The sequence below is a fragment of the Kiloniellales bacterium genome, from assembly GCA_030064845.1.
GTDB lineage: Bacteria > Pseudomonadota > Alphaproteobacteria > Kiloniellales > JAKSDN01 > JASJEC01.
This window is the reverse complement of record JASJEC010000062.1, coordinates 1-13204: the sequence shown is the minus strand read 5'-3', so window position 1 is coordinate 13204 and position 13204 is coordinate 1. Positions and strand designations below refer to the sequence as shown.

14 protein-coding genes are annotated in these 13204 nt (G+C 66.4%); 10 read left to right on the top strand and 4 right to left on the bottom strand.

What is annotated here, in order from left to right:
• Positions 1-44: 44 nt before the first annotated feature.
• From QNJ67_17810 to QNJ67_17800, 3 genes are all read left to right on the top strand, one after another.
• Positions 45-1703, top strand: coding sequence for a thiamine pyrophosphate-binding protein (locus QNJ67_17810; protein ID MDJ0610837.1), 1659 nt, complete (start codon positions 45-47; stop codon positions 1701-1703).
• 366 nt (positions 1704-2069) lie between these two features.
• On the top strand, positions 2070-3248 hold the full coding sequence (locus QNJ67_17805; GenBank protein MDJ0610836.1) for a hypothetical protein: 1179 nt from the start codon (positions 2070-2072) through the stop codon (positions 3246-3248).
• 144 nt (positions 3249-3392) lie between these two features.
• Complete coding sequence (locus QNJ67_17800) at positions 3393-3656, top strand: hypothetical protein (protein ID MDJ0610835.1); 264 nt, start codon at positions 3393-3395, stop codon at positions 3654-3656.
• A 13-nt stretch (positions 3657-3669) separates the two neighbouring features.
• On the opposite strand, the gene pcaC is transcribed toward QNJ67_17800, so the two are convergent.
• Both pcaC and QNJ67_17790 read right to left on the bottom strand, forming a co-directional pair.
• Positions 3670-4047 carry a 4-carboxymuconolactone decarboxylase gene (gene pcaC / locus QNJ67_17795; GenBank protein MDJ0610834.1) on the bottom strand — a complete coding sequence of 126 codons (378 nt, stop codon included), beginning with the start codon at positions 4045-4047 and terminating at the stop codon, positions 3670-3672.
• A gap of 372 nt (positions 4048-4419) precedes the next feature.
• Entirely contained in the window at positions 4420-4578 is a 159-nt protein-coding gene (locus tag QNJ67_17790) for a hypothetical protein (protein ID MDJ0610833.1), read from the bottom strand.
• A gap of 258 nt (positions 4579-4836) precedes the next feature.
• Between QNJ67_17790 and QNJ67_17785 the strand changes: the two genes are divergently transcribed.
• A complete protein-coding gene (locus QNJ67_17785; GenBank protein ID MDJ0610832.1) occupies positions 4837-5220 on the top strand; it encodes a cupin domain-containing protein in 384 nt (127 codons plus the stop codon).
• Between the two features lie 283 nt (positions 5221-5503).
• Here the strand turns inward: QNJ67_17785 and QNJ67_17780 are convergent, their stop codons facing one another.
• Complete coding sequence (locus tag QNJ67_17780) at positions 5504-5989, bottom strand: hypothetical protein (protein ID MDJ0610831.1); 486 nt, start codon at positions 5987-5989, stop codon at positions 5504-5506.
• Positions 5990-6272: 283 nt separating this feature from the next.
• Between QNJ67_17780 and gatC the strand changes: the two genes are divergently transcribed.
• The 4 genes from gatC to gatB are packed head-to-tail and all read left to right on the top strand — an operon-like array spanning position 6273 to position 9938.
• A complete protein-coding gene (gene gatC / locus QNJ67_17775) occupies positions 6273-6560 on the top strand; it encodes an Asp-tRNA(Asn)/Glu-tRNA(Gln) amidotransferase subunit GatC (GenBank protein MDJ0610830.1) in 288 nt (95 codons plus the stop codon).
• Positions 6561-6573: 13 nt separating this feature from the next.
• A complete protein-coding gene (gatA, locus tag QNJ67_17770; GenBank protein MDJ0610829.1) occupies positions 6574-8049 on the top strand; it encodes an Asp-tRNA(Asn)/Glu-tRNA(Gln) amidotransferase subunit GatA in 1476 nt (491 codons plus the stop codon).
• A 3-nt stretch (positions 8050-8052) separates the two neighbouring features.
• The gene (locus tag QNJ67_17765; protein MDJ0610828.1) at positions 8053-8430 is read left to right on the top strand and encodes a hypothetical protein; all 378 of its coding nucleotides are present in this window, start codon (positions 8053-8055) and stop codon (positions 8428-8430) included.
• Complete coding sequence (gene gatB / locus QNJ67_17760) at positions 8427-9938, top strand: Asp-tRNA(Asn)/Glu-tRNA(Gln) amidotransferase subunit GatB (protein MDJ0610827.1); 1512 nt, start codon at positions 8427-8429, stop codon at positions 9936-9938. Before QNJ67_17765 ends, gatB begins: the two co-directional genes overlap by 4 nt.
• A gap of 11 nt (positions 9939-9949) precedes the next feature.
• Here the strand turns inward: gatB and QNJ67_17755 are convergent, their stop codons facing one another.
• Positions 9950-10459, bottom strand: coding sequence for a hypothetical protein (locus QNJ67_17755; protein MDJ0610826.1), 510 nt, complete (start codon positions 10457-10459; stop codon positions 9950-9952).
• A 178-nt stretch (positions 10460-10637) separates the two neighbouring features.
• Here QNJ67_17755 and QNJ67_17750 point away from each other — a divergent pair, with 178 nt between their 5' ends.
• Positions 10638-11573, top strand: a complete 936-nt coding sequence (locus QNJ67_17750) for an ion transporter (protein MDJ0610825.1) — start codon at positions 10638-10640, stop codon at positions 11571-11573.
• Positions 11574-11953: 380 nt separating this feature from the next.
• On the top strand, positions 11954-12952 hold the full coding sequence (locus QNJ67_17745) for a hypothetical protein (GenBank protein ID MDJ0610824.1): 999 nt from the start codon (positions 11954-11956) through the stop codon (positions 12950-12952).
• Positions 12953-13204 lie beyond the last annotated feature (252 nt).

Sequence of the window (13204 nt, the reverse complement as noted above, 5' to 3'; positions counted from 1 at the left end):
GACGGCGCTTGCAAGCCGGCGCAGGGCACAGGGGGAAGCGGAGCATGACGCTGCGGCACGGCGGCCAGATCCTGGTCGACCAATTGGCGATCCAGGGCTGCGACGCGGCCTTCTGCGTGCCGGGCGAGAGCTTCCTCGCCGTGCTCGACGGCCTGCACGCCCACCCGGGGTTGCGCACCATCATTTGCCGCCAGGAGGGCGGCGCGGCCATGATGGCGGAGGCCTACGGCAAGATGACCGGGCGGCCGGGAGTCTGCTTCGTTACCCGCGGGCCCGGCGCGACCAACGCCGCCGCCGGCGTGCACATCGCCTATCAGGACTCGACGCCGATGATCCTCTTCATCGGCCAGGTCGGCCGGGACATGGTCGACCGCGAGGCTTTCCAGGAGGTCGACTACCGCCAGATGTTCGGCCCGCTCGCCAAGTGGGCGGCGCAGATCGACCAGACCGAGCGGATCCCGGAGTACGTCAGCCACGCCTACCATCTCGCCACGTCGGGCCGGCCGGGGCCGGTCGTCCTGGCCCTGCCGGAAGACATGCTCTCGTCCAGCGCCGAGGTCGCCGACAGCAGGCCGGCGGCGAGGGTCGAGGCCAAGCTGGCCGCCGAGGATCTCGAGGCCTTCGCCGCTCTGCTGCGCGGCGCAGAGCGGCCGTTCGCCATCGTCGGGGGCGGCGGCTGGTCCCAGGCGGCGCGCGAGGCTTTCGAAGCCTTCGCAGAGCGCTTCTCGCTGCCGGTCGGGGCGTCTTTTCGCTGCCAGGACTACTTCGACAACCGGCACCCCTGCTACGTCGGCGATGTCGGTATCGGCATCAATCCGCCGCTCGCAGGGCGCCTGCGCGAGTCCGATCTCCTGCTCGTGCTCGGCGCCCGCCTGGGCGAGATGACGACCAGCGGCTACAGCCTGATCGACATCCCAAACCCGAAGCAGAAGCTGGTGCACGTCTATCCCGGCCCCGACGAGCTCGGCCGGGTCTACCGGCCGGACCTGGCGATCAACGCGTCGCCCGCCTCCTTCGCGGCCAAGTTGGCCTCCTTGGAGAGCGCCGGCACGCCGCCCTGGGCGGAGCGGAGCGGCGCCGCACGGGCGGACTACGAGGCCAACATAGTGCCCCAGGAAACCCCGGGCGAGGTCAAGCTGGAGCAGGTGATCGCCCACCTGCGCGAGACCGCGGGCGATGCGATCGTGACCAACGGCGCGGGCAACTACACCGCCTGGGTCCACCGCTACTATCTCTACGGCCCCTACCGGAGCCAGCTGGCGCCGACCTCCGGCTCCATGGGCTACGGCCTGCCGGCGGCGATCGCCGGCAAGCTGGCAGCGCCCGAACGGCCCGTCGTGGCCTTCGCCGGCGACGGCTGCTTCCTCATGACCGGCCAGGAGCTGGCGACCGCGGTGCAGTACGACCTGCCCATCGTGATCATCGTGGCCAACAACGGCATGTACGGCACGATCCGCATGCACCAGGAGCGCAACTACCCCGGCCGGGTCAGCGGCACGGGCCTCAAGAACCCCGACTTTGCCGCTCTGGCGCGGTCCTACGGCGCCGCCGGCGAGACCGTGACGCGAACCGAGGATTTTCCCGCCGCCCTGGAACGGGCCCTGGCCGCGGAGGGGCCGGCGCTGATCGAGCTGCGCACGGACCCCGACGCGATAACCCCGCGCACGACGCTGAAGCAGATCGCCACCCAGGCGCGAGACTAGAGCAGACCCGGGTTTGACGGCATCGCCAGAGGCAGTTCATCAAACCCGGTGAATCTGCTCCACCAAAATCGATATCGAGCGGAGTCGAGCAGGGTCGGCGCCGGTTTCGGTGCGTGTCGCCGTGAGCTTTGAAGATCCATAAATAATTCACAGAATTTTATTTAATTTATTTGGTAAATATGTCATTAATCATACTTTTCATTTGAAATAGAATTTCAGGTGATTAAAATCACTTTAAGAATTAAATGACTTTGACTCCGGTTGTTCTAAGAATCGGCGGTAGTAAAGCGTCGCACCGGGGGTCGCCAGGCTGCGAAGTAATGGCTTTGGGGAAGCATTCGAGATGGAACAGCATGGGCGAGGGAAATGCTGGGGCGACGCAGGAACACGAACGCGGCGGATTCCGAGGACATCACCGATCGCATACGCCGGCGGACGGCCGGCCTAGAGCCGTCCGGTGAGGAGCGGGGCGCCGTCCCGCGCAAGGCGCGCGGACCGGTCAGGGACACGCTTGACTGGCGGCTGATCTACAAGGTTCTCGACGAAGTCTCCCTGCGGCTGGACAAGGCTCTGCTCGACAAGGGCGTGCAGCAGAGTTTCGCACCGACCAGGATCTCGCTCCTGCTGGACGAGGCGCTCGAGACCCTGGGAGTCACCCTGACGTCGCGGGCGAGGGGGGCGCTCTTTGGCCGGGTGCTGCGCGAGCTCTGCGGTCCCGGCTCTCAGGTGGCGGCGAGCGGCGCGGTGGCGTTCAAGTCGGCCGCGGAGACGAAGGCCACCGCCCCCCGGGAGTCGGCCGAAGAAGGCCCCAGCTTCGGCGCCCTCGTCGCGGCCGGCCGCCTGTCGCCGGATATGGCCCGCTTCCTGGAGCTTTGCGTGCCCCACCGGCTCAACCTGCTGATCGCCGGCGCTCCCGGCACCGGCCGTAAGGCCCTGTTGGGCGCCATGGCCCGGAACATCGACGTGCGGGAGCGCGTGGCCACGGTCGAGTGGGGCGATCCGATCGCGCTCGACCAGGTTCGTGTCCATCGACTGAAGGCTGAGATCAAGGACCTGTCCGGCCCCAAGCGCTCCACCATGGTCGAGCATCTGTGGCGCGCGCTGTCGCTGAACCCTAGCTACCTGCTGGTCGACCAGTTCCCCGACGAGCTGCAGAACCGCAGAATCGACGGCGTGCTGCAGGCGCTGGAACGGGACCGGGGTGGTGTCATGGCGCTGGCCGCGCAGGGTGACCTGCCGGCGATCCTGGAGCGTCTCGGCGACTTCAGGGCGCCGGACGGCAAGGCGCCCGGGTTCGACCTGGTGATCCAGACGGCGGCGCTGCCGAAAGGCGGGACCTGTGTCGCCCGGATCTCCGAGCTCGTCACCGGCCCGGGCAAGGAAGCGCAACTGCGCGACCTCTTTCGCCACGCCTCGGCCGGCTGGCCAATGGAGGACGCTGAGGGCTTCATCGGGACGGGGCGGGTTCCTGCCTTCGTGGAAAACCTCGGCGACGGCGGCGCCGGTCTGCGGGCAACGCTCGACCCGACGGAGCCGACGACGTGAGGTTGGATCCGTTGGTCTCCTCTCGGATCGGGAGCCCAGCCGAGGGTGCGCCAAAAAATCGGCCCCGGTGTGTGAAGAGTCACACTCGGGTATGCCGGCCTGGCCCAGACTGCGCGTCACACTTCGCCGCAACAGAGACGTAACGTGCAGAACAGGATCCCCACGCCGACCATGGTCAGCCCCTATCTCCTGCGCCCGATCAGAACCTTCAAGCAGGTTGCGCGCGAACGGGAAGAGGGCCGACACTTCGAGGAAATTGCCAGCCGCGCCCTGGCGGAGGGGCGGGCAGCCGGCGAAGCGCCGCCGCAGATGCTCAAGCGCGCGGTGGCGGCGATCATCCGCCACGATCCGCGCATGACCTATCGCGCCGCCCTGGCGATCGTTCAGCGCGCTGACGGCGGCGGCTGAGGCGGGCCGCCGTTCACTCCTCGCTTTCGGCGAAGACCTCGCGCGCCAGGCGGAAGCTGTCGATCGCGGCGGGGACACCGCAGTAGATCGCGGTCTGCAGCAGGACTTCCTTGATCTCGTCCTTGGTAACGCCGTTGTTCAGGGCGCCGCGCAGGTGGATCTTCACCTCGTGCGGTCGGTTGAGCGCGGTCAGCATCGCGAGGTTGATCAGGCTGCGGGTCTTGCGCTCCAGTCCCGGACGGGTCCAGATCTCGCCCCAGCAATATTCGGTGACCAGTTCCTGCATGGCCCGGTTGAAGTCGTCCGCGCCCGCGATCGACTTGTCGACGTACTCGGCTCCCAAGACCGCGCGGCGCACGGCCAGCCCCTCGTCGAAGCGTTTCTGATCCATGGTGGTTTCCTCCCTCATCGCAGTCGTGCGGACGTTTCATGCCGCGCGGGTTCAAAGCCAGGCCCCCCTAGAGCAGATCCGGGTTTGATTGAATTGCCATACGCGATTCAATCAAACCCGGTGAATCTGCTCTGACTCAACAATGTAGATCGTATTCACATGCTGAGACGGAAGCAGGACCTGCTTCCTTCTAAACCTGATCCGATCTAGTGGCCGGGAGCTTGCCGCCGTTTCTCCGGACCTTCAACGGAAAGACGCGCCGCCAGAGCTGATCAGCTCAGAACGGCGCGTCTTGCTGGTCCCGGGTGCGGGTTTTTTCGCCCGCCCCACATGTCTCTGGTATCGGGGTCTGTGGTATCAGGGTCTCTGGTATCAGGCCGCCCGCCAGCGCGAGAAGGCGTAGGCCAGCCGGGTCAGCAGGCTCGGCGCCGCATAGCGCTGCTGCGGGAAGCCGACCCCACCGTAGCCGCGCAGGTGCTTGTAGAGCGACGGCTTGGCGAGCACCACCCAGAAGTCGACGAAATCATTCATGGCATCCACTCCTATCCTTGCGGCGGGTTACGCCGTTGCGGCCGGAGGCCGACCACAGAAGCAGCGCGGGCGCTGCGGGTCGGGAAGATATGATACAGGGAATCCGCGGCGCGAGCGCCGAAATTGCATCTCGGCTATGCTGCCCGGTCATAGCTGGATCCGTCTCGTCGGGGCGCCGATGGGCCTCCTGGCCTTTACTTGGCTTTACTTGGCTGGGCGCTGGCGGAGCGGGAGCCGAAGGATAGGAGCCTCATGTCCATGAACGAGACGAAGCCTTACCGTTTCGCCGTCAGCCGCGCCGGGGCGGCCGAATTCGAGAAGGGCCTCCGCGGCGCCTTCGTCTACCGCGACCTGGCGATCGACGGCGCGACCGGCGGCGCCTTCGGGGCCCACGTGATCCGGGCGACCGCGCCCTGCGAGGGCGTGACCGGGCCGCACCGCCACAGCCTCGGCTTCCAGATGGTCTACGTGCTCAAGGGCCGCTGCGTGATGTGGTACGAGGGCGAGGGGGATGTCGCACTCGAGGCCGGCGACTGCGTCCACCAGCCGCCCGGGATTCTTCACGAGCTGAAGTCCTGTTCCGGCGATTGCGAACTCCTCGAGATCACCATGCCCGCCGAGTTCGGCACCGAGGACGGTTGAGCGTCCGGCGGTGCGGCGGGGCGGGGTGCGAAAACCGAGGTTACGAGGCCCGTACAAGAGAGCACGTGATTTTGGAACGCCCCTGTCGAGAGCCGGGTACCGGCGTGCGGTCCGTACTCCTCGACGCAGAAGCGACAGGCAAGCCATTGACGTTGAAAGTTTTCTGGTGCCAGTCAGGCCGGGTCGAAATTTCGCCGGAACCAGAAGGCGGTGGAGCAGTTCAACTGCTCCACCGCCTCTTATTCGGGTTCCGGCCGGACGGAGCCGGTCAGGTTCCGCCTGTCTAGGCGGCGCCGCTGCCCGCCAGATCGAACCGCGCCCGGATCTCTTCCGCGCGCTGACTATGGCTCCTTGCCATGATCATCAGATCATGCCCGGCGATCAGGCAGCGGTAAAAAACCGGCACCATGGTGATCGAGAGTGCGATGCGGAAGGGGCAGCCGCAGGACAGCGCGGCGCCGACGCCGACGCACGCCATGCTGAAGAGCGTGAACTCGATCCAGCGAGCGTCGAAGACTCGTCGTGCGACGGTGCGCGCCCGGCGCACCCTGTCGAACGTCACGGTGAAGGCGAAATTCTGATCGGGCGCGCCGAAGCGGCGCTCCAGCTCCGCGCGGTCCCAGATTCCTGTCCGCTTCCTCAGGGTGTGCACGCCCGCCTTCCCGCGCGCGATCTCGGACCACTGACGGCGGGCCGCCAGGTTGCTCGCGACGAAGTCGGTTGCCAGAAACGCCAAAAGTATCCACGTCAAGTATTCCATGATCACCACATGATTTTCTATCGACGAAGGGCGTTACGACGTATCAAGCAATGTGGATCAATTGAATAATACAAAGTTTCGTTCGAGTAATTACATAAATTTTTATTTAATTTGAGTGCTTACTCCCGAGCGCCCGCGGGCAAGGTTCCGGGCGCCTCCGAGGGTTCGCCGCACACCCGGAAAGCCTCGCGGCCCCGCCTTGCCGCACCTCGGTCCCGGTGCTAGCCTCCGCGCCTTGGCGGCGCCCGCTTTTTGGCGGCGCTCTTCTTTCCTTTCTGAACGAGGTTCGGCGATGGCGGTGGACAAGGAAACCGTCGCGAAGATCGCGAGGCTGGCCCGCATCCGGGTCGACGAGGCGCAGCAGGCGGCGCTAGCCGGCGAGCTCTCCACCATCCTGGACTGGGTCGAGCAGCTCGGCGAGATCGACACCGGGGGGGTCGAGCCCATGACCTCGGTGGTCGCGATGAAGCCGACGCTGCGGGCGGACAAAGTCAGCGACGGTGATTGCCGCGACAAGGTGCTGGCCAACGCCCCCGAGGGGAACGAACAGTTCTTCGCCGTGCCCAAGGTTGTCGAATGATGGGGCTTCCGAAATGACCGGGCTCTCCGAGTTGACCCTGGCCGAGGCGCGCGATCTCCTGGGGCAGGGCGAGGTCTCGTCGAAGGAGCTGACCCAGGCGCAGATCGCCGCGGTCGAGGCGGCGCGGCCGCTGAACGCTTTTATCACGGAGACGCCGGAGCAGGCGATCGCCATGGCTGAGGCCTCGGACGCCAGGCGCGCCAAGGGCGAGGCCGGGGTTATGGAAGGCCTGCCGGTCGCGCTCAAGGACCTCTTCTGCACCGAGGGCATGCTGACCACGGCGGGATCCCATATCCTCGACGGCTTCACGCCGCCCTACGAGTCGACCGTCTCGGCCAACCTCTGGCGAGAGGGCGCAGTGCTGCTGGGCAAGACCAACATGGACGAGTTCGCCATGGGCTCGTCCAACATGACCAGCTACTACGGCCCGGTCGAGAGCCCCTGGCGCCGGCCCGGCGACAACCGGGCACTGGTGCCCGGCGGCTCCTCCGGCGGCTCGGCCGCCGCGGTCGCGGCGCGCGCCGTGGCCGGGGCGACCGGCACCGATACCGGCGGCTCGATCCGCCAGCCGGCGGCGCTCTGCGGCATCGTCGGCCTGAAGCCGACCTACGGCCGCTGCTCGCGCTGGGGCATCGTCGCCTTCGCCTCGTCGCTGGACCAGGCCGGGCCCCTGACCCGCAAGGTGCGGGACTCCGCGATCATGCTGCGCGCCATGGCCGGCCACGATCCCAAGGACTCGACCAGCGTCGACGTCCCGGTGCCGGACTACGAGGCGGCGCTGACCGGTGACATCCGGGGCCTTAAGATCGGCATCCCGAAGGAGTACCGGGTCGACGGCATGCCGGCCGAAATTGACGCGCTCTGGGAGCGGGGTGTCGAGTGGCTCAAGGCCGCCGGCGCCGAGGTCGTGCCGATCTCCCTGCCGCACACCATGTGCGCCCTGCCGGCCTACTACATCGTCGCGCCGGCTGAGGCCTCGTCGAACCTGGCGCGCTATGACGGCGTGCGCTACGGCCTCCGGGTCGAGGGCGGCGATCTGACCGAGATGTACGAGGCGACCCGGGGCGAGGGCTTCGGCGCCGAGGTGAAGCGCCGGGTGCTGATCGGCACTTACGTGCTTTCCGCCGGCTACTACGACGCCTACTACAACAAGGCCCGGCGGGTGCGCTCGCTGATCCTGAAGGACTTTACCGAGGCTTACGAGACGGTCGACGCGATCCTGACCCCGACCTCGCCGAAGGACGCCTTCCCGGTCGGCGGGCTGGACGACCCCATCGCCATGTATCTGAACGACGTCTTCACCGTTCCGGCCAACATGGCGGGGCTGCCGGGCATCTCGGTCCCGGCCGGGCTCTCGGCCGATGGCCTGCCGCTGGGCCTCCAGATCCTCGGCAAGCCCTTCGACGAAGAGACGATGCTGCGGGTCGCCGGGGTGCTGGAGGAAGCCGCCGGCTTCACGGCCGAACCTCAGTTCGTCGCGGGGCGCTGAGCCATGGAGAAGAAGCGCTCCACGCCCCAAGAGAAGAAGGTTCGGAGCTATCAGAAGGACCGGCGCAACGCCTACGGCGAGAACGACAAGTCCTCGCGCAAGGCAATCCGCAAGCGGAAGGCCCAGGGCAACCGGGTGCTGCGGCGGCAGGAGACTAAGGTCCTGGGCCGGGCCGACGAGGACCCCGAAGCGGCCGCGGAGGCGATCGGCGCGGTCAAGCGCAGGAGCTGGAGGAAGGTGCCCGACCGGCCGCTGGCCGAACACATCGACGAGGGCTTCGACTATGGCCGCGAAGGTCTCGGCGAGCGGCGTGAGGACAAGAAGGGCCTGAGAGCCGAGGCCAGGAAGCGGCTCAGGCAATCGGGAAGCGGTCAGTCATGACTCAGATCCAAGGCAGCACGGGCGCGTGGGAAGTGGTCATCGGGCTCGAGGTCCATGCCCAGGTCAGCTGCAAGGCCAAGCTCTTCTCCGGCGCGGCCACCGACTTCGGGGCCGAGCCGAATAGCCAGGTCTCGCTCGTGGACGCCGCCATGCCTGGCATGCTGCCGGTTTTGAACGGCTTCGTGCTGGAGCAGGCGGTCCGGACAGGCCTGGGTCTGAAAGCCGAGATCAACCGGCACTCGGTCTTCGAGCGCAAGAACTACTTCTATCCCGACCTGCCCCAGGGCTATCAGATCTCCCAGTACCTGGAGCCGATCGTCGGCAACGGCACGGTCACCCTCGATCTGCGCGACGGCGAGACCCGCAAAGTCGGCATCGAGCGCCTGCACCTGGAGCAGGACGCGGGCAAGTCGCTCCACGACCAGCATCCGAGCCTGACCTACATCGACCTCAACCGGGCCGGCGTGCCCCTGATGGAGATCGTGTCCAAGCCCGACCTGCGCTCCGCCGAGGAGACCGGGATCTTCCTGCGCAAGCTGCGCTCGATCCTGCGCTACCTCGGCACCTGCGACGGCAACATGGAAGAGGGCTCGCTGCGCTGCGACGTCAACGTCTCGGTGCGGCGGCCGGGCGAGGACTACGGCATCCGGACCGAGACCAAGAACGTAAACTCGATCCGCTTCGTCCAGCAGGCCATCGAGTTCGAGGCCCGGCGCCAGATCGAGCTGCTCGAGGACGGCGGCGCGGTGGTGCAGGAGACGCGCCTGTTCGATCCCAACCGTGGCGAGACCCGGCCCATGCGCTCCAAGGAGGAGGCGCACGACTACCGCTACTTCCCGGACCCGGACCTGCTGCCCGTGGTGCTGGAAGAGAGCTGGGTGGAGGGGATCGAGGCGAACCTGCCGGAGCTGCCCGACGAAAAGAAAGGGCGGTTCATTCGCGAGTTCGGCCTGACGTCCTACGACGCCGAGGTCCTGGTCGCCGAGAAGGAGACGGCCGATTTCTTCGAGACCGTCCTGGGCGGGTCCGAAGGACAGGAGCTCACCAGCGAGGAGATGGCGACGGCGGTCAAGACCGGGTCGCGGCGCGACCCCAAGCTGGTCGCCAACTGGCTGACCGGCGCGTTCTTCGCCGCCCTCAACAAGGCGGACCTGGAGCTGGCCTCGGCGCCGGTTTCGGCCCAGGCCTTGGGCGGCCTGATCGACCTGATCGCCGACGAGACGATCACCGGCCGGATCGCCAAGGACGTCTTCGACGAGATGTGGCGGAGCGGCAAGACCGCCGCCGAGATCGTCGAGCAGAAAGGGCTCAAGCAGATCAGCGACAGCGATGCGCTCGAGGCCATCATCGAGCAGGTCATCGCCGGCGGCGAAAAGCAGGCCGAGCAGTTCCGCGGCGGCAACGAGAAGGTGCTCGGCTGGTTCGTCGGCCAGGTCATGAAGGCGACCCAGGGCAAGGCCAACCCGGGCCTGGTCAACAAGCTGCTCCGGGAGAAGCTCGGCGGCTAGGGCACCCGCTTTCAGCGGCTTCGTGCCAACTGGCCTTTCAGGGCGGCGAGGACAATGTCGATCTCCTCGGGCTCGAGCCGCCCATGGCTTGCCAGGAACTCCGCAACATCCCGTCCCGAGTAGCGGCCGACCAGGCGGTTGCCGTGCAGAAGCAGGGTCGCGCGGGCGAGCTCGGAGGCCCGGTCGTGGCAGATCCCGCACTTGGTGCGGAACAGGCCGCCGGCCTGGAGCACGAAGGTCAGGTGCGCCACGACCGCCTCGATCTCATCCGGGGCGAGTCGGCCGTGCCCGCTTTCCAGCAGGGCGCGCAGCTCTTGTCCGCTCTCGACCCCGATCACCTTATCGCCGTCCCGCTTGAGGCCGACCGGCACAAAGTCACCGGCGTGGGCCTGGTGGCAACCGGCGCAGTGCCGTTCGTAGAGCGTGTGAGGGTCGAGGCCCTGGGCGGCCGCCGGCGTGGCGGAAAGGGTGGCGAGGGCGAAGAGGGCGCGCCCGACCCCAGGCAGGCGAGCGAGCCCCATTCCACTCACCGAGTTCGGTCTAACGTCGCACATGGCTCGGGAGGCATAACTTCAGTCCGATGTGATTATTGCAGTTGCCGGCGGTTTCCCCATTTACACCCTGTCACGTGCGAAAAGGCGCGCCCGGACCGTGGCCATTGGCCGAGGGGGCAGGGCTGCCGCAGGAGTGGACGAGGCTATGCCCGAAGGATCGAACGTGGCTGCCGCCGAGGCAATCCAGGAGCCGGCGCTGATGCGCCGTCTGAGGGCCTTCATCGAGTCCGAGTTCACGCGCAACTTCATCATCCTGGTCATCGTCGTCAACGCCGTGGTGATCGGCCTGGAGACCTCGCCGACCGCCATGGCGATGGCCGGCGGACTGCTCCTGGCGCTCGACACCGGGGCCCTGACCATCTTCGTGATCGAGATCCTGATCAAGCTGGTGGTCTACCGGCTCCGTTTCTTCCGCGATCCCTGGAACCTCTTCGATTTCGCCATCGTCGCCATCTCGCTCGCGCCCGCGAGCGATAGCACGTCGGTGCTGCGCGCCCTGCGCATCCTTCGCGCCCTGCGCCTCATCTCCGTCGTGCCGCGCATGCGCGTCGTCATCCAGGCACTGCTCCAGGCGATCCCCAGCATGGGATCGGTGCTCGCGATCCTCTCCCTGGTGTTCTATGTGGCCTCGGTCATGGCGACCAAGATGTTCGGCGGCCAGTTCGACGCCTGGTTCGGCACGGTCGGCCGCTCGGCCTACTCGCTGTTCCAGATCATGACCCTGGAGTCCTGGTCCATGGGCATCGTCCGGCCGGTGATGGAGGTCTACCCCTACGCCTGGGCCTTCTTCGTCCCCTTCATCCTGATCGTGACCTTCGCGGTCCTGAACCTCTTCATCGCGATCATCGTCAACTCGATGCAAGAGGTGGCGGCCAGCGATACCGAGGCGCAGGCCCAGGCCCACGATGCCGCCCTGCGGGCGCTGACGGAGGAGGTCGGCCGGCTCAGGCTGGACCTCGCCGCGCTGAACGGCCGGGAGGGCGCCCCCGGGGCTCGGCCGGGGGGCGAATCGGCGGCTGGCAGCGAGGCTTCGGCTTCCCGGACCGGCGGGGCCCCCTCCGTCCCAACCGACGGGCGCTGATCCGACTCGGACTCGGGTGCGCGGGTCTGTCCTCCTACAAAAATTTTTTTCCGATTTTTTTTCGCGAGCCCTGCCTGCCTGCCGGCATGCGGCATCGCGGTAATTTTCTGAAAAATATAATAAAATTTGTAATCTCTAAATTAAAATAAAATAGAGATTTATATATCTCAAATATAATGACCAGCTAAAGCCTTACATCTTAACAAATCTTTAGACCTCTTACGGCTTTATTGATGCGAATACTTCTGGCGCGCACCGTCAGGAAAGAAACGATTCAGCGTTGGTCCCGGAGGCTGACCGACGGTCGGGAAAAGGAGCTTAAGATGTCTAGATTAAGTGTTCGGAGCGCCGCATTCCTGGCTCCAGCCTTGGGCGCAAGTTTGACCTTCCTGGCGCAGCCGGCTTCGGCCGATATTCAGCGCTGGATGCCGGCCATTTCCGAGGTCATCGTCGAATGGGAGTCGGCAAGACAGGGTTGCTCATCGGAAGACGTGATCGTCATTCGCGGCAAGCGCTTTCTCGACCGCCGAGGCGAGCCACTGGTCTTTCTCGGCAAGCACGGCCGATTGGACCTCTGCGGCGATCCGACCGCCGAGGAGATCGTGGCCATTCTGCCGTATCCCGTGGCGGACGGCGACTACAAGCTGACGGTTGCGAAACGCAGCCGCTTCTCAGGCTACCGCTGGCGGAGAGGCGACGACGACGAGGACAACGACAGGGTCTCCAGGTGGGCGTCCAGCTACGATCTGACGATCACCAGCGGCCTGCAGGCCGGGCCGACTTCGGCCGGTCCCATGGGCCCCGAAGGTCCCATGGGTCCCACGGGTCCCAAAGGTCCTATGGGCCCCGAAGGTCCTCAAGGTCCTGAAGGTCTGGCGGGTCTTCCTGGCGTTACCGGTCCTGCCGGTCCTGCCGGCCCTGCCGGCCCTGCCGGTCCCGCCGGTCCCGCCGGTTCCGCCGGCCCCGCCGGTCCCGTTGGACCTGTTGGTCCCGTCGGTCCCCAAGGCGATCCCGGCCCTGCCGGTCCTGCCGGGCAGGACGGCGCCGTCACCGCCTCGAGCTGCGGCGTCAACGAGTACGTCAGCGGCGTGAACGCCGACGGCACGGTGTCCTGCGAGAGTCTGCAGGCCTACGTGAGCCAGAACTGCTCCATCTACTTCGGCTGGGAGGGTAGGAACGGCGCTCTGAGCGACGCGGTGCCGAAGAAGGTCGGCCGCGTGTCGCAGAACGAGTGCGAAGTCTTCGACCCGCGTGACTTTAGGCCCAGCACCTGTATCAACGCTCCGGCGCTCAATGAGGATGTGCTCTTCCTGGGCCTTCGGATGGACAACAACGTCGCTGATGAGGACAAGTTCTTTATCGGCTTCCGGTGTGAATGAGCCTTTATAGCCGGCCCGTCGCCGACGGGCCGTGAGGTTGCGAAGTCGGGCGGTGCCGAAGGGGCGCCGCCCGATCTTCTTTATGGATCGGTCTCCGCCTGGACCACGATCCTCGACGGCTTCGACACGGCGCCGACTTGCATCTAGGATGCCGTCCGGTTGTTGACCGGAGGCGTGGATGAGTGAGAAGGCGACGCTGGACCTCGATTTCGTTCGCCGCCAGTTCCCCAACCTGGCGAACGGCTGGACCTA